Annotated in this window: 21 protein-coding genes; 7 read left to right on the top strand and 14 right to left on the bottom strand. The window is 65.5% G+C overall.

What is annotated here, in order from left to right; genetic code table 11:
• Nucleotides 1-13 precede the first annotated feature (13 nt).
• The 3 genes from VF34_RS00305 to VF34_RS00315 are packed head-to-tail and all read right to left on the bottom strand — an operon-like array spanning nucleotide 14 to nucleotide 2,408.
• A complete protein-coding gene (locus VF34_RS00305; RefSeq protein WP_027498477.1) occupies nucleotides 14-814 on the bottom strand; it encodes an exodeoxyribonuclease III in 801 nt (266 codons plus the stop codon).
• An 11-nt stretch (nucleotides 815-825) separates the two neighbouring features.
• Nucleotides 826-1,797: an N-acetylglutamate synthase, CG3035 family gene (locus VF34_RS00310; protein WP_441346985.1), complete on the bottom strand. Its 972-nt coding sequence runs from the start codon at nucleotides 1,795-1,797 to the stop codon at nucleotides 826-828.
• An 8-nt stretch (nucleotides 1,798-1,805) separates the two neighbouring features.
• On the bottom strand, nucleotides 1,806-2,408 hold the full coding sequence (locus tag VF34_RS00315; protein WP_032365129.1) for a peptide deformylase: 603 nt from the start codon (nucleotides 2,406-2,408) through the stop codon (nucleotides 1,806-1,808).
• Nucleotides 2,409-2,703: 295 nt separating this feature from the next.
• Between VF34_RS00315 and VF34_RS00320 the strand changes: the two genes are divergently transcribed.
• From VF34_RS00320 to VF34_RS00340, 5 genes are all read left to right on the top strand, one after another.
• Nucleotides 2,704-3,039 (top strand): nucleoid-associated protein NapA, encoded by a 336-nt coding sequence (locus VF34_RS00320; RefSeq protein ID WP_032365130.1) that lies wholly within the window; start codon nucleotides 2,704-2,706, stop codon nucleotides 3,037-3,039.
• Nucleotides 3,040-3,142: 103 nt separating this feature from the next.
• On the top strand, nucleotides 3,143-3,679 hold the full coding sequence (locus VF34_RS00325; protein ID WP_230591907.1) for a LytR C-terminal domain-containing protein: 537 nt from the start codon (nucleotides 3,143-3,145) through the stop codon (nucleotides 3,677-3,679).
• Nucleotides 3,680-3,775: 96 nt separating this feature from the next.
• On the top strand, nucleotides 3,776-4,498 hold the full coding sequence (sodC, locus tag VF34_RS00330) for a superoxide dismutase[Cu-Zn] (RefSeq protein ID WP_032365131.1): 723 nt from the start codon (nucleotides 3,776-3,778) through the stop codon (nucleotides 4,496-4,498).
• 1 nt (nucleotide 4,499) lies between these two features.
• Entirely contained in the window at nucleotides 4,500-5,630 is a 1,131-nt protein-coding gene (locus VF34_RS00335) for a glutamate--cysteine ligase (RefSeq protein ID WP_027498472.1), read from the top strand.
• A 38-nt stretch (nucleotides 5,631-5,668) separates the two neighbouring features.
• Entirely contained in the window at nucleotides 5,669-6,958 is a 1,290-nt protein-coding gene (locus VF34_RS00340; protein WP_032374728.1) for a phosphatase PAP2 family protein, read from the top strand.
• Here the strand turns inward: VF34_RS00340 and mnhG are convergent.
• Genes mnhG through VF34_RS00370 form a run of 6 tightly spaced genes read right to left on the bottom strand, consistent with a single transcriptional unit; the run spans nucleotide 6,924 to nucleotide 13,332 of the window.
• A complete protein-coding gene (gene mnhG / locus VF34_RS00345; RefSeq protein WP_032374729.1) occupies nucleotides 6,924-7,265 on the bottom strand; it encodes a monovalent cation/H(+) antiporter subunit G in 342 nt (113 codons plus the stop codon). The genes VF34_RS00340 and mnhG overlap by 35 nt on opposite strands.
• On the bottom strand, nucleotides 7,262-7,519 hold the full coding sequence (locus VF34_RS00350; RefSeq protein WP_027498468.1) for a monovalent cation/H+ antiporter complex subunit F: 258 nt from the start codon (nucleotides 7,517-7,519) through the stop codon (nucleotides 7,262-7,264). The genes mnhG and VF34_RS00350 overlap by 4 nt, the downstream gene beginning before the upstream one ends.
• The gene (locus VF34_RS00355) at nucleotides 7,516-8,157 is read right to left on the bottom strand and encodes a Na+/H+ antiporter subunit E (RefSeq protein ID WP_228139369.1); all 642 of its coding nucleotides are present in this window, start codon (nucleotides 8,155-8,157) and stop codon (nucleotides 7,516-7,518) included. The genes VF34_RS00350 and VF34_RS00355 overlap by 4 nt, the downstream gene beginning before the upstream one ends.
• Nucleotides 8,158-8,159: 2 nt before the next feature.
• Entirely contained in the window at nucleotides 8,160-9,803 is a 1,644-nt protein-coding gene (locus VF34_RS00360) for a Na+/H+ antiporter subunit D (RefSeq protein ID WP_045840627.1), read from the bottom strand.
• Entirely contained in the window at nucleotides 9,800-10,486 is a 687-nt protein-coding gene (locus tag VF34_RS00365; protein ID WP_080733359.1) for a Na(+)/H(+) antiporter subunit C, read from the bottom strand. Before VF34_RS00365 ends, VF34_RS00360 begins: the two co-directional genes overlap by 4 nt.
• Nucleotides 10,483-13,332: a Na+/H+ antiporter subunit A gene (locus VF34_RS00370; RefSeq protein ID WP_032374730.1), complete on the bottom strand. Its 2,850-nt coding sequence runs from the start codon at nucleotides 13,330-13,332 to the stop codon at nucleotides 10,483-10,485. Before VF34_RS00370 ends, VF34_RS00365 begins: the two co-directional genes overlap by 4 nt.
• A gap of 248 nt (nucleotides 13,333-13,580) precedes the next feature.
• On the opposite strand from VF34_RS00370, the gene VF34_RS00375 reads away from it, so the two are divergent.
• On the top strand, nucleotides 13,581-13,991 hold the full coding sequence (locus VF34_RS00375) for an NUDIX hydrolase (protein ID WP_027498464.1): 411 nt from the start codon (nucleotides 13,581-13,583) through the stop codon (nucleotides 13,989-13,991).
• 60 nt (nucleotides 13,992-14,051) lie between these two features.
• On the top strand, nucleotides 14,052-14,804 hold the full coding sequence (locus VF34_RS00380; RefSeq protein WP_032365137.1) for an isocitrate lyase/PEP mutase family protein: 753 nt from the start codon (nucleotides 14,052-14,054) through the stop codon (nucleotides 14,802-14,804).
• 53 nt (nucleotides 14,805-14,857) lie between these two features.
• On the opposite strand, the gene VF34_RS00385 is transcribed toward VF34_RS00380, so the two are convergent.
• From VF34_RS00385 to VF34_RS00405, 5 genes are all read right to left on the bottom strand, one after another.
• Nucleotides 14,858-17,041 (bottom strand): AAA family ATPase, encoded by a 2,184-nt coding sequence (locus tag VF34_RS00385; protein ID WP_027498462.1) that lies wholly within the window; start codon nucleotides 17,039-17,041, stop codon nucleotides 14,858-14,860.
• A gap of 21 nt (nucleotides 17,042-17,062) precedes the next feature.
• Nucleotides 17,063-17,917, bottom strand: coding sequence for a CDP-alcohol phosphatidyltransferase family protein (locus VF34_RS00390; protein WP_027498461.1), 855 nt, complete (start codon nucleotides 17,915-17,917; stop codon nucleotides 17,063-17,065).
• A gap of 7 nt (nucleotides 17,918-17,924) precedes the next feature.
• A complete protein-coding gene (locus VF34_RS00395) occupies nucleotides 17,925-18,641 on the bottom strand; it encodes a phosphatidylserine decarboxylase (protein WP_027498460.1) in 717 nt (238 codons plus the stop codon).
• Nucleotides 18,642-18,780: 139 nt separating this feature from the next.
• The gene (locus VF34_RS00400) at nucleotides 18,781-19,050 is read right to left on the bottom strand and encodes a GlsB/YeaQ/YmgE family stress response membrane protein (protein WP_027498459.1); all 270 of its coding nucleotides are present in this window, start codon (nucleotides 19,048-19,050) and stop codon (nucleotides 18,781-18,783) included.
• Nucleotides 19,051-19,138: 88 nt separating this feature from the next.
• Nucleotides 19,139-19,603 (bottom strand): SRPBCC family protein, encoded by a 465-nt coding sequence (locus VF34_RS00405; protein ID WP_027498458.1) that lies wholly within the window; start codon nucleotides 19,601-19,603, stop codon nucleotides 19,139-19,141.
• Between the last annotated feature and the right edge of the window lie 8 nt (nucleotides 19,604-19,611).

The raw sequence follows: 19,611 nt of genomic DNA on the forward strand, positions 1-19,611 counted from the left end.
AGACGGCCGCGGCTCAGCCGATCTCCACGATCACCGGAGCATGATCGCTGGCACCCTTGCCCTTACGCTCCTCGCGATCGATCGATGCGCCGGTCACGCGAGCCGTCAGGGCAGGTGAGGTCAACGCCATGTCGATACGCAGACCTTGTTTCTTCGGAAATCTGAGCTGGGTGTAGTCCCAGTACGTGAACGTCCTGGGCTCGGGAGTGAACTGCCGCGTCACTTCGGTGAAACCGGCCTCGGAGAATGCCGCGAAGGCATCACGCTCCGGCTGCGAGGTGTGAGTCTTGCCCTCGAACAGGGCGGGATCCCACACGTCGTCGTCGGTGGGAGCGATGTTCCAGTCGCCGACGAGCGCGATCTGCGCCTGTGGGTCCGCCGCCACCCACGCCTGCGCGTCGGCCTTCAGTGCCGCGAGCCACTCGAGCTTGTAGGTGTAGTGCGGATCGGCGAGCTCGCGGCCGTTCGGCACGTACAGGCTCCAGATGCGCACCCCGTTGCAGGTCGCTCCGATGGCTCGGGCCTCGTCTGCGGCCTCGACCTCGGGATCCTTGCTGAACCCGGGCTGGTCCTCGAAGCCGGCCTGCACGTCGTCCAAGCCGACGCGCGACGCGATCGCCACGCCGTTCCACTGACTGAGCCCGACGTGGGCAACCTCGTAGCCGATCTCGGTGAACCGCTCGTACGGAAACTGTGCGTCCTTGCACTTGGTTTCCTGCATCGCCAGCACGTCGACGTCGGATCGCTGCAACCAATCGACGATTCGATCCTGCCGAGAGCGGACGGAGTTCACATTCCAGGTAGCAAAGCGCACGGGAAGGAACCCTATAGAACGCGTCCGACAGGCTCGCGGCCGATCGTGTCGTCCGGGCGCGCGTAGCGATAGCGGTGATGCTCGCCGAATCCCAGATCGCGGTAGAGCGCCTGGGCATCGGTGTTGTCGACGGCCACCTGAAGGTATGCGTGCGTGGCGCCGTTCTCGCATCCCCACCGCACCAGCTCGCCGCACATCAGCGTGCCGAGACCGTTGCGGCGATGCTCGGGGGACACCCAGAGCGCGGTCAAGCCCACCCACGACCGACCGTCCGGGGCCGCGGTGACGGCCGCTCGGCCCACTGCGATCGATCCGACTCCTGCGTTCCCGATCGCGCCGAAACCGAGGGTTCCGTTGCGCACCGCCGAGACCACTTCGGCAGCACCCGTCGTCGCCTCTCGGCCTTGGTAGCGCAGAGAACTCAACCAGTCGGCGGTCGGTTCGGGAGTGACGGTGACAGGCGAGTCGCCCTCGCGTAGAACCAGATTCGAGATATCCGCCGCCATGACGACGGTCTCGTTGAACGTCGACCAACCGGCCGGTGCGGTCGCGAGACGGTCGGGGAGGGCGAGGATCGGCGTCAGTCCTCGTGCGTCGTATCGGGCGGAGATCGCGGCCACCGTCTCGGAATCTGCTGCTGCGCCGGGCTCGAGAGGCACCGCCGAATTGGCGCGCCCGGTGAAGCCGTGCCCGAAACGCAACTGCCAGCCGGTGATCCACTCCTGTTCGACACCCGGCCACCCGTCGGCCGCGGCCGCCTCGAGAGCCCGAATCTCCGAGGTGCGAACAGGTTTGGGGCCCAACGGCTTCAAGGCCACTATGCGATCGGCGGCCACCTGCACCAGAGCGCCGTCCTTGGCGCGGACCGACACCGCGACCGCGTCGGCCGACACCAATTCCCCGATGACGTCCGTCATCGGATGGGTGTGGCCGGGTGGCAGTCGGTACCGCAGCATCACCCGCGTCCCCGGCGGAACGGTCACGGCAGCGATCAGTCCTCGTCCTCGTCGTCGTGGCCGAAGGGGTCGTCGACGGTGCCCGGCACCCAGCTGAGGCCGGGGACGCCCCACCCGGAGCGCTTGATCGCCTTCTTCGCCGCTCGCGCGTGGCGACCGATGAGCACATCGGTGTAGAGGAAGCCGTCGAGGTGACCCACCTCGTGCTGCAACATCCGGGCGAAGAACCCGCGGCCCTCGATGTCCACCGGATCGCCGTTGGCGTCGGTACCGGTCACTCGCGCCCAGTCGGCCCGACCGGTGGGGTACTGCTCACCGGGGACCGAGAGGCACCCCTCGTCGTCATCGTCGGGGTCGGGCATCGTCTCGGGAATTTCGGACGTCTCGAGCACCGGGTTGACGACCTCTCCGCGGCGGCGGAAAACCTTGCCGTCCGCGCCCAGGTCGGGGCAGTCGTAGATGAACAGACGCTTACCGACGCCCACCTGGTTCGCCGCCAGTCCGACGCCGTTGGCAGCCGCCAACGTCTCGTACATGTCGGCGATCAGCTCGGCGAGCTCGGCCGGCGACTCGGTGACGGGATCGGTCGCAGTGTGGAGCACCGGATCGCCGACGATCCGGATGGGAAGAATTGCCATGGTCGACAAGGATAGTGGGTGACGCCCGGCCCACCCACCGGCCCGTCGGGAGCGGAGCCGGTGGACGAGTGTCGCACCGACGGTTCGGTCGTCGACGAACACGCCACGCGCGAGTACCTCGCGGGAGCCGGGTCCGGGCGGTCGAACGTGGTTGAATGATCCCCGAAGTACAACTGTGTAATTCGCTCGAAGTTCGGTCGGTACTCGTACGGGTGCCGGCAGCACTGGGGGAAGCAGATTTCCTCGGGGTCGGTTGTCGCACGGGCCCAGGGGAGTCGAGAAGTCGAGGAGTGGGATGGACGGCGCAGCAGCGCGTGACTCGAACCAGTCTCAGCAACCGGGATCGGACGGCTCTCACGATCCGAACGAAGTCGGTGCGGACGGCTTGAGCCGACGAGAGCACGACATCCTGTCCTTCGAGCGCCAGTGGTGGAAGTACGCCGGGGCCAAGGAAGAGGCGATCAAGGAACTCTTCTCCATGTCGGCAACCCGCTACTACCAGATCCTCAACGCGTTGGTGGATCGTCCCGAAGCCCTTGCCGCAGACCCGATGCTGGTCAAGCGACTGCGCCGTTTGCGTGCGAGCAGGCAGAAGGCCCGCGCCGCACGTCGGCTCGGTTTCGACGTCTGATCCCCCGCGCCGGGTTTCGACTCTGCCGAGAGATGTTGCTCCCTGGGGAAGGTGCAAGCTCCGTTGAAAAGGTCTCGATCGACGGTCGGCTAGGGTCGAGTACGTGAGCAGCCCCAACCCGGAACAGACCGGGCCACCCCTCCGTGCCCTGGCCATGGTGCTGATCTCGCTCGCGATCCTGTTCGCAGCGGTCGGTGCACTGTCTCTGACCGGCTCCGATTCCGAGGATGCCGCCGCAGAGGCGCCCGCTGCCGCGACGACGACGGCTGCCGCTCCGGTGGCGCAAGCTCCCGGTACCCAAGCTCCCGCCGCGCAGGCTCCTGCCGCGTCGTCGACCACGTCCTCCGCAGCAACCACCTCTCGCGCCGCCGCCGATGTCGAGGTGCGCGTGCTCAACAACTCCAACGTCTCCGGGCTCGCCGCCGGCACTGCGAGCACACTCACCGCCGAGGGCTGGACGGTCGCCGAGACCGGCAACTTCAGCGAAGCCCAGTTCGCCCAGACCGCGGTGTACTACGGCACCGACACCGGTGAGCAGCAGGCAGCGCAGACGATCGCCACCCAACTCGGCATTCCGGCCGAGCCCAAACCAAGTTCACTCGAATCCACCGCGGGTGTCGTCGTCATCGTGACGCAGTAACTCGCCGGCATGACAACCTGTCCGGTTCGGCCGAATCGGTCGGCACGTTATGATTTTGCAAGCCCTTCACCCTGCCCGAAAGAGGAGCACTCTTCGATGGACCTGTTCAAGCGACGCACTGCTGCGACCCGCTCTTTGCGTTACGTGGCCCCGGTCCTCGCGATCGCCGCTCTCGGGCTCTCCGCCTGCAGCAACGGCGAGGTCGCGTCCGACACACCCGGCACGGTGCCGCCGGTGTGGACCGGTGAAGCAGACCCGTCCGCGGCCGCAGTCGCCGGTGACGGTCGGGCAGAGAGTGGCTCGGAAGGCAGCTCCGAGAACATGATCGAGGGCGTGCTCCGCAACGCGTCCGGTGCCGAGGTGGGCACCGTGTCGTTCGCGTCGGAGGGCGAGAAGCTCACCGTCACGGCCGAGGTCGAGAACATGACGCCGGGCTTCCACGGCTTCCACGTCCACACCGTCGGGGCCTGCGAGCCCAACTCGGTGGCACCTACCGGCGGTGAGCCGGGCAACTTCCTCTCTGCGGGTGGTCACCTGCAGGTCGACGGACGCACCGAACACCCCTCCAGCGGCGACCTGTCGTCGATCCAGGTGGGCGAGGACGGCACGGGCCGCCTGGTCACCACCACCGATGCGATCACGCTGGACGACCTGCGCGCCGGTGGTGCCGGAACGTCGGTCATCGTGCACGAGGGCGCAGACAACTTCGCCAACATCCCGCCGCGGTACACGTTGCCCGACGGTGCTGCGGTACCCGACATGGCGACCCTGATGACCGGTGATGCCGGTGCTCGGGCGGCGTGCGCGGTACTGAAGTAGTTTGAACGCTCCCCGGATCGACTTCGCGAGTTCTCCGCGACCCACGCTCGGCGTGGAGTGGGAAATTGCGCTGGTCGACAAGAGCACGCGGGATCTCGTCAACTCCGCCGAGGCAGTCATGGACGGCGTTCGTGACCTCGCCGGAGACACGCCTCGGGTGACGAAGGAACTGCTGCGCAACACCGTCGAACTCGTCACCGGAGTGTGCGAGAACGTCGGGGAGGCCATGGAGGACCTCGGCGGCTCGTTGGACCTGGTGCGCCGAGCCGCGGATCCTCTGGGGATCGATCTGTTCTCGGCCGGGACGCACCCGTTCGCGGAATGGTCGACGCAGCAGCTGACCAGCTCCCCGAGCTACGACGAGCTCATCGCGCGTACCCAGTGGTGGGGCCGACAGATGCTCATCTGGGGCGTGCACGTCCACGTCGGGGTGTCCTCTCCCGACAAGGTCTTTCCCATCCTCAACTCGTTGCTGCTGCAATACCCGCATCTGTTGGCACTGTCGGCGTCGTCGCCGATCTGGGCGGGCAACGACACCGGATACGCCAGCAACCGAGCACTGATGTTTCAACAGTTGCCGACGGCCGGTCTGCCGTTTCAGTTCGACGACTGGTCGCAGTTCGAGGGATTCGTTCGTGATCAGCTCAAGACCGGCGTCATCGAGCAGCTCGGGGGCATGCACTGGGACATCCGCCCGGCTCCGAAGTGGGGAACCATCGAGGTTCGGGTGTGCGACGGCGCATCGACCAAGCGTGAACTCGCGGCCCTCGTCGCGTTGACGCACTGCCTGATCGTGCATCTCGACGAACGACTCGAAGCAGGCGAGACCCTGCCGACGATCCCGCCGTGGCACGTCCAGGAGAACAAGTGGCGAGCTGCCCGGTACGGCCTCGACGCCGAGATCATTCTCGACGCCGACAGCAACGAGCGGCTGGTCACCGATGATCTGCACGACTTACTGGAGAAGTTGACTCCGACGGCGGTCCGGTTGAATTGCGTCGACGAGCTTGCCGCGGTGGCCGACATTCCCCGCCTCGGTGCCTCGTATCAACGCCAGCGTGCAGTGGCCGCGAAATCCGGCGGCGATCTACGTGCCGTCGTGGAGTCGTTGGTCACCGATCTCCAATCGTGACCCTCTGTATTTAATTTTGTGTTCACTCAGCGTTTACGATCAACGGCGTGCTGCAGGGGGACGTCGAGAGCGTCGAGGTCGATGCGACACGTGAGGACTCTGTTCGTCCTCTGATCGTCGGTGCGGTCCTTGTCGCAGCGTTTCTGCTGACGCTGCAGGTCGTCGCGTGGAAATGGAACTTCCCCGGCCCGTTGCCGAGCATGTGGAACGACATGTTCGGAACACCGAAGTCGATGTCGCTGCCGTGGGCGGCGCTCGTCCTGGCCACGGTAGGTCTGAACAGCTCGTCCCGCCTGCGCGTACTGGCCGTCGCTGCCGCGCTCGATGCCGTCGTACTGGGCGGCCGGTATCTGTTCGATGTGCCACCGACCGTCGGGAACGGGCCGTCGCTGGTGCTGGTCGCGCTCGCGTTCCATGTCGTCCGGCGCCATGACGCTCGGGCGATGCGCGGCGTCGCCCTCGGCGCACTGTTGCTGCTCGCGACCAAGGCCGGCGATGCCTGGTTGCACATCACGACCTTGGTCCGGCCCTACGTTCTCGACGAATACGCATACGCCGCCGATCATGCGCTGGGAAATCCGTCCTGGGTGCTCGGCAGCATTCTGGACCGACTCGGCCCGGTCGCCGAGGGAACGCTGCACTGGATCTACATTCAGCTCCCCGTCGCGGCGATCATTGTTGCGCTGTACCAACTGCGTGGGGTCGCCGCGGGCTCAGCGTGGCCGAGACACTTCCTGTTCCGCACGTTCCTGCTCATCGGACTCGTCGGACCGGTGTTCTACCTGCTGTTCCCGGTGGTGGGCCCGATGTTCGCGTTCGAGTCGTGGCCGACGCAGTCGGTTTCGCTCTCGGGCAGCCTCGGCGAGATCCCGTTCGACTCGCAGACGCCGCGCAACTGCATGCCGAGCTTGCACACCGCGTGGGCTCTGAGCATCTTCATCCATTCCCGACGCGGCCCCTGGTGGCTGCGCACCGGCGGCACACTGTGGCTGTTGGGAACACTGGCTGCGACGCTCGGATTCGGTTACCACTACGGCGTCGACCTGGTGGCGGGCGCGGTCCTGTGCCTCACCATCGAATCTTTGCTGCGCGACCCGGAACGGGGATGGGACCGCGACCGGATCACGCTGGTGACCTACGGTTGCGTCGCGATGGCCGCCCTACTGCTGAGCTACCGCTACCTCGCCGAGGAATTCGCCGCGAACCCACTGGTGTTCGGTCCGCTCGTGCTCGGAATCCTGATCGGCATGGCGTTCGGATTCCATACCGCGTTCTTCACCGATCGCTCGCGCTTCACTGATCGGGTTCGTTCGGTTCCATCTCGTTGACGATGAGCAGGCCGTCGCGCCCGCGCTGTTCCCGGTAGGCGACGCGTCCCACGGTGTGCGCAATCACCGGAGCAGTGACGAGAGTGAAGATGCCGACCAGCACCAGCATCCAGATGTCGACATTGCCGCGCAGACTGATGATCGCGCCGACCAACACCATGATCAACCCGACCACCTGCGGCTTGGTGGCCGCGTGCATGCGCGAGAGCGTGTCGGGGAAACGCACGATGCCCACGGCGGCCGTGAAGGCCAGCAGAGCCCCCAACAGGATGAAGGTCGAGGCAATGACCTGGGCAATCGTGCTCATTCGTCCCTCACTCTGAACCGTGCGATGCTGACCGACCCGACGAAGCTGACCAGGGACAGCGCAACGATGGCAGGCACCAGCGTGGTGTCGCGGCTGTAGACCGCCCACACGCCGAGCCCACACATCGACACGGCAAGAATGGTGTCCATCGCGACCAACCGGTCCAACGTGCTCGGGCCGTCGAGCAACCGGAATGCGGTGAGGATTGCGGCGGCGATCAGCAGCGCGCCTGCGATCGCCAGTACGACGGTCACGACCAGTCCCCCTTCCTCTTGTCGTCGGTCATCTTGTCGTCGCGCGGGGTATCGAGATCGCCCGATTCGGGATCGTCGCCCAGAACCCCGTGGTACTGCTCGTACTCCTGGTAGTGCAGGGGGCTCGGCTTCCAATCGGAGTCGCGCTCGAATCCCGCGATGAACAGCTTCTCGAGGTTCCGAACGTACGTGTAGAACCCGTCGACTGCCTTCTGTGTGCCCATGTCCAGCACATGCACGTACAGCAGGCGTCGGGTGCGATCGATCTCGAGGACCATCGTTCCCGGAACGAGATTCATCGCGTCGACGAAGAGGGTGAGCACCAGATCGGACTTGATGGCGATGCGGCAGCGCAGCACACCGGTGACCGGCGGTGCCTTCGGGCGGATCGCCAACCATGCCACACTGACACTGGATTCGGCTGCGTAATAAAGGAATACGACTGCGAGCTTGACGAGCGAGAACACGTGGATGCGGCCCTCGACCGGCACCCGCGGCAACGGCAACAGCACCATGATGAGCAGGCCGACCGCGAGTCCGCCGAGGATGTTGGCCGCAGAGACGTTGCCCCACAACAGAACCCAGATAGCCGTCAACCATCCGAGTGTCCAGATCCGCAGCAGGAAGGAACGGTTCATCTTCATCGGGTGCCCTCCTCGTCTGCGCGTGCCTGTTCGTAGGCCTGATCGCCGACGAACTCGGCTCCCCGCACCGCGTCGATGTACACCGAGCGATCCCGCAGATCCGCCGCCGCCCGATCGCTGATGTCGATGATGCGCCCGGCGAACACCGTCATCGCCAAACCGACGACGACCAGGCCGATCGTCGGGATCAACATGAAGGCGGGCATCCGGCCCACATCCTCGCGGTCACCGAACTGGATGTCCGAGGAATCGTCGAGCAGAGCAGAGGGGCTGTTGTCCGCGAGGTCGCCTTCCGGTGCGTCGGCGCGGGCTCGCCAGAACGCCTTGGTCCAGACACGAGCAACCACGTAGAGCGTCAGCAGGCTGGTGACAGTGCCGCCGGCCACGAGCAACCAGGCCAGTACGCTGCCCTGGTCGCTGCCGGCCTGCAGCAGGGCGACCTTGCCGATGAACCCCGAGAACGGTGGAATACCACCGAGATTGAGGGCCGGCACCAGGAATACGATGGCCAGCACCGGGCTGGCCGCGGCCAATCCACCGAGCCGTCGCAGTGACGACGAACCGGCCTGACGTTCGATCAGGCCGACGACGAGGAACAGGGTCGTCTGCACCAGAATGTGGTGGGCCACATAGTAGATCGAGCCGGACAGTCCCGATTGAGTCGACAGCGCGACGCCGAAGATCATGTAACCGATGTGGCTGACCAGAGTGAACGAGAGCAGTCGTTTGATGTCGCTCTGTGCGATGGAGCCGAGGATGCCGACGAGCATCGTCAGCAGGCCACAGACCATCAGCACGTTGTCGAGCGAGCCGTCCGGGAACAACAGCGTATGCGCGCGAATGATCGCGTAGACACCGACTTTCGTCAGCAAGCCGGCGAACACCGCGGTGACCGGAGCCGGGGCCGTGGGGTACGAGTCGGGCAGCCACGTGGACAGCGGGAACACCGCGGCCTTGATGCCGAACGCAACCAGCAACACCGCGAAGATGGCCGTACGAGTGCCGGACGGGATGTCGTCCATCCGCACTGCGATATGGGCCAAGTTCAGTGTTCCGGTGGCACCGTAGACCAGTGCGATGCCGATCAGGAAGATCAGCGAGGAGACCATCGAGACCATCACGTAGGACACGCCGGCGCGAACCCGGTCGGCACTCGCACCGAGCGTCAGCAACACGAACGAGGCGGCGAGCAGTACCTCGAAGCCGACGAACAGATTGAACAGGTCGCCGGCGAGAAACGCGTTGCAGACGCCTGCGGTCAAGGCCAGATAGGTGGGTAGGAAGATCGAGACCGGCTGATTCTCGCTGCCGTCGCGAATACCCTGGCCGATCGAGTACACCATGACGGCCAGCAACACGATCGACAAGACGACGAGCATCATCGCCGACAGCCGGTCCACCACCAGCGAAATGCCCAGTGGTGAATCCCAGCCACCGACCTGCAGCGCGCTGGTCCCATCGCGATCGGCGAGGTAGAGCATCATCGACGAAATCGCGACCACCGCGGTCAGCGCGGCGAGAGTGATGAAACGCTGCGCTCGGGGGCGACGTCCCAGCACCAGCGTCAAGGCCGCGGCGAGCATCGGGATGAGCACGGGCAGCGGCGTCAGGGCATCGATCACGCCCGGGGAGATCGTCACTTGTCGTCTCCCTTCGTGTCGTCGGAGCTGGAGTCGTCGGAGCTGGTGTCGTGAGCGCTGGAGTCGTCAGTGCTGGGGTGCTCCGGTCGGCTGTCGTCTTTCTCGGCCGTGTCGAGTCCGTCGAGACCGCGGAGCTGGGGGTTGTCGTCGTCGTTGTCGAAGTCGCCGTCGTGCAGATCCTCGTAGCACTCCAGGTCTTCGAGGTTCCTGATCTGCTCGAGCGGAATCGGATTGCCCTTCGAGTCGAAAGCGTCGCCGCCGAAGCTCGGCTCACCGGTGACCGGGTCGTCGGAACGGTCGCGGTCGGGTGCTTCGGCCATCGAACGGCGCTGGGAGACCTTGGTGTCCTCGGGGTCGTTCTCGAGGTCGTCCTTGGTGTTGAGCGTGAACGATCGATACGCCAGCGCGAGCACGAAGGCGGCGATACCCATGGTGATGACGATCGCCGTCAGGATCATGGCCTGAGCCAGCGGATCGGCCATGTTCTGGTGCAGCGAGTTGTCTCGACCGACGATAGGCGGGGTACCTGCCGGGCCACCGACGGTGAGCAGCAACAGATTGACTCCGTTGCCGAACAGCAGCAGACCGAGCAGCATCTTGGTGATGCTGCGTTCGAGCAGCAGGTACACACCCGATGCGACGAGAACGCCGACGATGACGAGCATTCCGACATCTGCGGTCATCGGGCACTCACTCGGCCTTGGCTCTGCATTTCCACCTGTGCGTCGAGACGCGCGCCGAGACTGCGGAGCACGTCGAGTACCAACCCGACCACGATGAGATAGACACCGAGGTCGAAGAACAATGCGGTGACCAGCTTGATGTCACCGAGAATCGGCAGTGTCACTTCCAACGTCGCCGACGACAGTGCCGGAGCGCCGAGGAACATCGACGCCACCGCCGTGCCGGCCGCGAAGATCAACCCGAGACCGAGGATCTTGCCTGCGTCGATCGGGACCGCTTCACCGAGCTCGTACCGGCCGCCGGCGAGATACCGCAGCACCAGCGCGAGGCCCGCCGTCAGACCACCGGCGAAACCGCCGCCGGGGGCATTGTGTCCGGAGAAGAAGAAGTAGATCGACAGCACCATGATCGTCGGGAAGATCAACCGCGTCGTGACTTCGAGAATCAACGAACGATGCCGCGGATCGATCAGATCGCCGCCGAGCAGCCACGTCGTCTCCGCCGCGTCGTTCGTGTCCGACGACGATGCGGGGGCGTCGGACACCCGCGGAGCGCTGCCGAACCGCCGGTTGCGGAACACCAGGCTGGCCACGCCCGTCGCGGCGACGAGGAGTACGCAGATTTCGCCGAGCGTGTCCCAGGCGCGGATGTCGACGAGGATCACGTTGACGATGTTCTTGCCGTCGCCGAGCTCGTACGCGGCCTCGGGGAACTGCAGTGAGACCGGCGCGGCACTGCGGGCGTTCATCGCGAACGCGCCGAGCACGCTGACGGTCGCTCCGACGGCGACGGCGAGTGCGGCGCGGGGGCCACGCGAACCTGCCGAGCCCCGGTCGTCGACCTCGGCGGGCAGTTTGCGCAGTACCAGGACGAACACCACGAGGGTCAGCGTCTCGACGAGGAACTGAGTCAGGGCGAGGTCGGGAGCGCCATGGATGGCGAAGATGACGCCGCAGCCGTACCCGGTGAGTCCGACCAAAATGACACTGGCCAGACGGTTGCGCATCACTGTCGCGCCGAGGCCACCCGCGATCATGATCGCTCCGATGACCAGCTGCAGCGGGGTGTTCCACAGCGTGTAATCCAGGCCGGGTTCTTGGCCGACGATCAACACGATGATCGGCAGCAGCACCAGCGTCAGCAGGATCGTGCCCTGAGTGAGGGGGAGCGAACCACGCTGCGTGGTGCCGGTCAAGCGAATGGACAGGGTGTCCATGGACTTGAGCACGTTGTCGTAGATGCGGTCTGCGTTACCGAGCGGCGGATGCTCGAATTTGAGTCGGTTGACCACCCGGTGTGCGATGAACAGCCCGACGCCGCCGGTGACGACGACGACGGTCAGCGCCAGCGGCAGGTTGAACCCGTGCCACAACGCCAGGTGGTAAGGCTCCTGCCCGTACGACGGCAGGGTTCGGGCGTAGGGACTGACGATGTGGTCGACGACCGAGGACGTGAATCCGGCGATCAGACCCAGAACGGCGAGGAACGCGGGCGCGGCGAGGAACAATGCGGAGGGTGCATGCATGGCCCTGACGGACGGGCTCGGACGCCTGAGCTGTTTGCGGGCGAACGCGCCCCAGACGAACCGAATGCTGTAGGTGACCGTCAGAATCGAGCCGATCACCAGGCCTGCGACGACGACAGCCGCGACCGTGGGGTCGAGCGTCGGAGTGCTGATCACGGCCGACAGGGCTGTTTCCTTGCCGACGAACCCGATCATCGGTGGTAGTCCGGCCATGCTCGCCGCCGCGAGCGCTGCAATGGCGGCGAGCCACGGGGCCTTCTTGCCCAGGTGGGCGAGCTTACGAATGTCTCGAGTGCCGGTGGTGTGGTCGATGATGCCGACCACCATGAACAGGGTGGCCTTGAACATCGCGTGCGCGATCACCATCGTCAGACCGGCCAGCATGGCCTTCTCGGATCCGATGCCGACCAGGACCATCAGGAAGCCCAGCTGGCTGACCGTGCCGAACGCCAGAATGAGCTTGAGGTCGAAGGCACGGAGTGCTCTCCAGCCGGCCAGAATCATCGACAGCAATCCGAGGCTGATGACCGTGGCGCGCCACGGACCGGAGTCCGCGAAACCCGGAGCGAGGCGCGCGACCAGGTAAATACCGGCCTTGACCATCGCGGCGGCGTGCAGGTAACCACTGACCGGCGTCGGCGCGGCCATGGCACCGGGCAGCCAGAAGTGCATCGGCACGATGGCCGATTTGCTCAGCGCGCCGATGAGGATCAACACGATCGCCACTCCGGGCAGCCAGCCGCCCGGGGCGTTCGCGACGACGTCGGACAGGTTGTACGACCCAGCGGCCTGGCCGAGGACGATGATGCCCACCAGCATCGCCAGACCACCTGCGGTGGTGACGAGCAGAGCCTGCGTCGCGGCGCGCCGACTCGACGCGCGTTCTGCATAGTGGCCGACCAGCAGGAACGACAACACCGTCGTGATTTCCCAGAAGATGTAGAGCACGAGCATGTTGTCGCTGGTGATCAGACCGAACATGGCTCCGGAGAACGCGACCATCTCGGCGGCGAACAGGCCCAGCCTGGGCTCGTCGTCCTCGAAGTAGCGCGCGCAGTACAGCAGGATCAGCGAACCGATGCCCAGAACGAGCAACGACATGATGGCGGCGAGCGAATCGAAGCGCATGTCGATGTCCATCGACAGGCCGGGAACCCATTCGATGTGCAGCTTCTGGTCGGTGTTCCAGTTGCCGAACACCCAGATCAGGCTGAGCAGTGGCACCAGGGCCAAAGGGAAGAATGCAGTACGTCCCCACCACCGGACGAGAAGCGGAGCGAGCAGCGCGGCGGCAGCGTGCGCAAGAAGAATAGCGAGCAAAAATCACTCCGTCGTCTCGGTCGCCTCGGCTTTCGGGCCGGGGCGGTGGTCGTAGGGCGGCGATGAGTAGGGTCGTGAAATTGTGTGTGAAATCGACCTGGGTCTCCGAAGACTCGGTCTTTGAGAAATAACGAACCGACCACCGAACGGTGGCGGGCACGTTTGTCGGTTTCCATCCTACTTTGCGTGGTCGACGGCGTGCCATGCGGTACAAACCGGACGTTTCCGATAGAGAGAGTCGATCGTCGATGAGTGAACCGAGACCCATTCGCACCGCCGGTCTTGCCTACGTTCGCCACCGCCGCATGCTTCAGACGCGGTCGACGGGCAAATCTGCCTTCTACATGGCCGGCGGCAAGATCGATCCCGGCGAGTCGCCCGAGCAGGCGCTGCACCGCGAGATCAGGGAAGAACTCGACGCCGCGGTCATCGACGTTCGGCTGCTCGGAGTGTTCGAGTGCCAGGCCTGGGGCCATCCGATGGGCACCCCGCTCGAGATCACGTGTTTTCTCGCCGATCTTGCCGACGAGCCGACGCCGACCAGCGAGATCGCCGAGATTCGGTACTTCACTCGCGACGAGTACGCCGCCATGCCCGATGTCGCCCCGGGGTCGTTGATGGTGTTCGACCGAATGAAGGCCCTCGATTTGATCGACTGAATCGCGTATGTTGGATGTGGGAGAACGTACGTTCTCCACAACCGCTGCGAAGGAGTCTCCATGACCGACCTGTCCCAGAAGGCCACCACCCTGCTCGAGCTGCACCAGCCGGGCAACCCGGTCGTCCTGCCGACCGTATGGGACGCCTGGTCCGCCAACCTCGCCGTGTCCGCCGGCTTCACTGCACTGACCGTCGGCAGCCACCCCGTCTCCGACTCGATCGGCAAGCCGGACAACGAGGGCATCACCTTCGACGAACTGCTCACCCGCATCTCCCAGATCTCCGCCGCCGTGGACGCACCGCTCTCGGTCGACATCGAGTCCGGCTACGGAGAAGACCCCAAGCGCCTGATCGACGGACTGATCTCCGCCGGAGCCGTCGGCCTCAACATCGAGGACACCGTCCACAGCGAAGGCGGCCGACTTCGTGAAGCACAGGAACACGCCGACTTCGTCGGAGCCCTCCGCGCGGCATCCGACGCCACCGACGTCCACGTCGTCATCAACGCCCGCACCGACCTGTTCGTCAAGCAGATCGGTGACGAGAACGATCGCGTCGACCGCGCCATCGCACGTCTGAAACTGGCCGCCGCTGCCGGTGCCGACTCGCTCTACCCCGTCGGCTTCCACAACGACGACGACTACAAGCGTCTCGCCGAAGAACTCCCGCTGCCCATCAACGCCATCGCCAACCCCGCCGAGGGCGACCTCTCGCACTTCGCTTCCCTCGGCGTCGGTCGCATCAGCTTCGGCCCGATCTTCCAGATGGTGCTCGCCAAGCGCGCCGAAGAAGTTCTGGCCCGCTGGAAGTGAGAGCGGCTGCGCCGCATGTGAGTGAAACTTCGTAGCCTGCTACGAGTTTCCGCTCACGACCCGTAAGCCCGCAGATGCGCCACCTGCTCGGGATCGAGTGACGGCTTGACCGTCGCCCGAGCGGTGGCGACATCCTCGGCGGTGACGTCCGCTGCGTCCATCGACCGACGCATCGCCGTCAGTGCGGCCTCGCGCAGCAGGGCCGCGCAGTCCGCGGCGGAGTAGCCGTCCAGATCGCGTGCGAGGGATTCGAGATCGACATCCTCGGCGAGCGGGATCGACTTGCCCGACGCCTTCAGGATGTCCACTCGCGCATCGGCATCCGGCGGCGGGACGAAGACCAGGCGCTCGAGCCTGCCGGGCCGCAGTAGAGCCGGGTCGATCAGATCGGGCCGGTTCGTTGCGCCGAGAACGACGACGTCGCGCAGTGGTTCGACGCCGTCGAGCTCGGTCAGCAGTGCCGCGACCACTCGGTCGCCGACACCGGAATCCGAACTCTGCCCGCGACGCGGTACGAGGGCGTCGACCTCGTCGAGAAAGATGAGCGAGGGGGCGGAGTCTCGGGCGCGCTGAAACAGTTCGCGCACAGCCTTTTCCGAGGACCCGACCCATTTGTCCATCAGTTCCGCGCCCTTGACCGAGTGCACGCTGAGCTGGCCCGAACTGGCCAGGGCGCGCACCAGAAACGTCTTGCCGCATCCGGGTGGGCCGTACAGCAGAACCCCTCGCGGTGGCTCGATGCCCAAGCGCGCGAACGAATCCGGATGACGCAGCGGCCACAGTACGGCCTCGGTCAGGGCCTGCTTCGTCTCGACCATGTCTCCCACGTCCTCGAGGGAGAGGCTGCCGATCGCCAATTCCTCGGCACCCGAGCGCGACAACGGCCGAATCACCTGCAACGCGCCGATCAGGTCGTCGTGCATCAGTGAGGCGGCCGTGGCATCGTTCGACGCTCGCGCAGCCGCTCGTAGCGCCGCTTCGCGCACCAGGGCAGCGAGATCGGCGACAACGAAACCTGGTGTCCGTGAGGCTATTTCGACAAGGTCGACATCACCCTGAGGGACCTTCTTCAGTAGATGCTCCAGTAACGCTCTGCGACCGGCGGCATCGGGGAGAGTGAGGGTCAGTTCGCGATCGCACAGATCCTGCCCACGCACTCTGGCGTCGGTGGCCTCGGGATGTGCAGTCGTGACGATCAGTGCGAAGCCGGGAGTGTCGACGGCACGGCGCAGCACATCGAGGACGAACGTCGACGCAGGCTCCGGATCGGACGGCAGCAACGCGTCGACATCGGTGATCAGCAGCACCCCCGCGCCGGTCAGTTCGTCCACCGCAGCAGTGACGCGTTCGACGCGAGCCGACGCCTCCAATGCGCCGATCGACGGCCCGTCCAGCACGACGCATCGCCGTTCGCCGATGACGGCGCGTGCCAACGTCGTCTTGCCCACTCCGCCGGGGCCGGTGATCAGCACACCCAGATGCGGAGATGCGCCGAGGGTGGCGAGCAGTTCCGACTCGTCGAGCGCCAGTCGTAGCCACTCGGTGAGTTTGGCCTGTGCAGTGCTCATACCCACCAGGTCGGCTGCGCTGACGCGTGGCGGGGCCGCAGCTCCGGGCGTCGGAACCGATGTGGCCGAGGCCGATTCGGGTGATCCCGAGGCGACCGTGCCGCGTCCCCAGCTCACCGCAGAATTGGGTTGCACGCTCACGGGACCGCCGGAGGGTTCGACGGCCGAGACCGTCAACAGTTCGGTCGTCCACGCCACCCCGAACGTTCGCGACAGTGCCTGCGTGGCCGTCGACGTCGATGTGCCGGGCCCCAGATCGCGGGGGAGGAGCGACACGGTGTCGCCCACGGTGAGGACCTTGCCGAGGAGCGCTTGGCGCAGGGTGGCGTCGGAAATGGAACCGGTGGCCAGGGCGGACCCGGTGACCGTGACGGTTCTCGCCCCGTAGACCGTCACGGGAGCGACTGACACAGAGGCATTTTCGCGTAGTCCGGCGTTGGAGAGCGTGACGTCGTCGAGCAGCGCGGTACCCTGCGGGATTCCGCTGGGAGCCTCGGCAACCACCGCAGCCGTACGCCGAGAACCGATGAGCGAGACGGCATCCCATTCCCGCAGACCGAGCGCCGCCAAGACCTCGGGATGGAGTCGGACGACGCCTCGCCTGGCGTCGGCAGCCGAGGTGTTCAATCGGGTGGTGAGAACGAGCTCGGGGGTTCGGGATTCGGTCACACGTCCAACCTAATGGGGTCGTCAGCTGCGCGGTCGGCGAAGTCCCAGACGCGCCTGCGACCGGCGCGCGTTGCCGGGCGACCGTCGAATGGCGCGGCGTTCCGCGCGACGCTCGGCCGGCTTCGCATCCCACGTGTACGGGCGTGCAGCCGTCCAGCGCTGCGAGCGCACCGCGAACGGAATGTGCACGAGGTAGGCGAACACCAATCCCATCAGCAGGACCAGCGGGAACGTGATGAGCGCGGCAGCGAGCAGCGCGACCAACACCAGCAAACCGGCGGCCAAGCGCGGTGGCACCGAGACCGTCTTGAGCGCGAGAGTGGGGATGGTGCTGACGATCAGACCAGCGGTGAGGATCGACCAGCCGGCGACGACGTAGAACGAGGCCCACCAGCCGTCGCCGAATTCCTCGAATGCAGCGATCGGGGCGAGCGCGATGAGTGCACCTGCGGGTGCGGGCACCCCGGTGAAGAACTCGCGGGCGTACGCCGGGGTGTCGTCCTCGTCGAGCAGGGTGTTGAACCGGGCGAGTCGGAGCACGATGCTCACGGCGTACACCAGTGCGACGATCCAACCGCCACTACTGCCCTCGAGCAGAGTCACGTAGAGCACCAGGGCGGGCGCGACGCCGAACGAGATTGCATCGGACAGAGAATCCAGCTCGGCACCGATCTTGCTGGTGGCGTCGAGCAGTCGAGCGATGCGGCCGTCCAGTGCATCGAGGATCGCCGCGGCACCGATCATCGCGAGTGCGGTTCCGAGTTGACCGTCGAGAGCGAACTTGACCGCCGACAGCCCGGAGCACAACGCGAGAATGGTGACGACCGACGGAAGCAGACGGATAGCAGCAGGCGGCTTGGCGCGTCTGGTGATCATGTCGTTTCTACTGGGGGAGCTCGGCGAGTACCGTCTCGGCACCGACCGCTCGTTGGCCGCGTTCGACGAGGAGCGTCGTCCCGGCCGGGAAGTAGGTGTCGACGCGGGAGCCGAATCGGATCAGGCCGTACGTGTCGCCGATGGAGAGCACGTCTCCGACCTTCGCGTTGTTGACGATGCGTCGAGCGATGAGACCGGCGATCTGCACCACGCCGACGTGGTGACCGGAATCGGTCTCGATGTGCATGCTGTTGCGCTCGTTGACCTCACTGGCCTCGGCCAGGTCTGCGGACTTGAACTGACCGCGGCGATGTACGACCTCGACCACGCGTCCGCCGACGGGAACGCGCTGCACGTGCACGTCCAGAACGGACAGGAAGATGCTCACTCGTGGCACGGGCTGTGCACCGAGATCGAGCTCGGCGGGCGGGACGGCAGTGTCGACGAGGGTGACCAGGCCGTCGGCGGGAGCGACGACGACGCCGGGACGGTTCGGCGGCACCCGCGACGGGTGGCGGAAGAAGGTGGCGCAGGCTCCTGCGGCGACGAGCCCGGCATTGCGGACCCACTTCGACCGACGGCCGAGCACTGCGACGGCCAGGGGACCACCGACGAAGGGCAGTCCGGCGGGGTGTAGCGGTGGAACCGTTTCGCGAACCAGGTCGACGATGTGAGCCACTCCCGTGCGGGGTGGTTGATCAATCGGGGCGGGACGGCGTGCCACGGTCTCCTCTTACTGTCGGGCGAGCTCGGATGCGGGCAGGGATTGGACGCCGGGGACTGATCGGACGGCGAACAAAACGACTGCCGGGGCCCTCACAGAGTACGTGAGCGGCCCCGGCAGTCGGGAAGTGCGAGTGAAATCAGACGCGGCTGCGACCGGTCACGAGCTTGACCAGGAACAGCAGGATGCATGCACCGAGGATGCAGGTGATGAAGCTGAAGATCAGGCCGCCACCTTCGACGTCGACGCCGAAGACCTTGAGCAGGTATCCACCGATGAGGCCGCCGATGATGCCGACGACGATGTTCAGGATGATGCCCATCTGAGCATCGGTCTTCATGATCTTGCTGCCGATCCAGCCGGCGAGACCGCCGATGATGATCCAGCCGATGATTCCGAGACCCAACATGTGTTGCCCCCACTTTCCGTGTGTATCGATTGCTTGTCGAAACCATGGATGCCCAGGGGTAACAAACCTGAAACCTTCCTGAGAAAAGTTATTTTCGGCTCGACTTTTCGCTTTCGGTCTTGATGCGTCGGAGCGTGCTGTTCATGCCTTCGACCAGCTCGACATCGAACTCGTCGATCCCGCCGAGGATCCGCTTGACCAGCAACGACGACACGGCCGAGGTGCCGCTGGGGGCTTCCCGCTTCTCGACGACGGTGGTTCCGGTTGCGGTCGGAGTGAGCGTGTACGACCAGATCGTCTTGTTCTCGACGATGCGGAACGCCAGTGCCTTGTTCGGCTCGAAGGTGACGACCTTGGCGCTGGTCGGCCACACGAGCAGGCCCTTGCGGTTGATGTTGAGCGTTCTGGTTCCCTTGCCGACGGGTCCGCCGAAGACCTTCATCTTCTTGCACTGTGGGCTCCACTCGCCCATGCGCTGCAGGTCCGAGACGACCGACCACACGGCCTGCGGACTGGCATCGATGTCGATCGTGGCTTCGAGGGTCTTGCTCAACGTGGGCC

The organism is Rhodococcus sp. PML026 (assembly GCF_000963615.1).
Taxonomy (GTDB): Bacteria; Actinomycetota; Actinomycetes; order Mycobacteriales; family Mycobacteriaceae; genus Rhodococcoides; species Rhodococcoides fascians.

What these genes read in the sequence shown, in the direction of transcription:
- VF34_RS00315 (WP_032365129.1), bottom strand. Translation starts at nt 2,408, where the DNA reads ATGGCAATTCTTCCCATCCGGATCGTCGGCGATCCGGTGCTCCACACT.
- VF34_RS00320 (WP_032365130.1), top strand. Translation starts at nt 2,704, where the DNA reads ATGGACGGCGCAGCAGCGCGTGACTCGAACCAGTCTCAGCAACCGGGA.
- sodC (WP_032365131.1), top strand. Translation starts at nt 3,776, where the DNA reads ATGGACCTGTTCAAGCGACGCACTGCTGCGACCCGCTCTTTGCGTTAC.
- mnhG (WP_032374729.1), bottom strand. Translation starts at nt 7,265, where the DNA reads ATGAGCACGATTGCCCAGGTCATTGCCTCGACCTTCATCCTGTTGGGG.
- VF34_RS00355 (WP_228139369.1), bottom strand. Translation starts at nt 8,157, where the DNA reads ATGAACCGTTCCTTCCTGCTGCGGATCTGGACACTCGGATGGTTGACG.
- VF34_RS00365 (WP_080733359.1), bottom strand. Translation starts at nt 10,486, where the DNA reads ATGACCGCAGATGTCGGAATGCTCGTCATCGTCGGCGTTCTCGTCGCA.
- VF34_RS00375 (WP_027498464.1), top strand. Translation starts at nt 13,581, where the DNA reads ATGAGTGAACCGAGACCCATTCGCACCGCCGGTCTTGCCTACGTTCGC.
- VF34_RS00380 (WP_032365137.1), top strand. Translation starts at nt 14,052, where the DNA reads ATGACCGACCTGTCCCAGAAGGCCACCACCCTGCTCGAGCTGCACCAG.
- VF34_RS00390 (WP_027498461.1), bottom strand. Translation starts at nt 17,917, where the DNA reads ATGATCACCAGACGCGCCAAGCCGCCTGCTGCTATCCGTCTGCTTCCG.
- VF34_RS00400 (WP_027498459.1), bottom strand. Translation starts at nt 19,050, where the DNA reads ATGTTGGGTCTCGGAATCATCGGCTGGATCATCATCGGCGGTCTCGCC.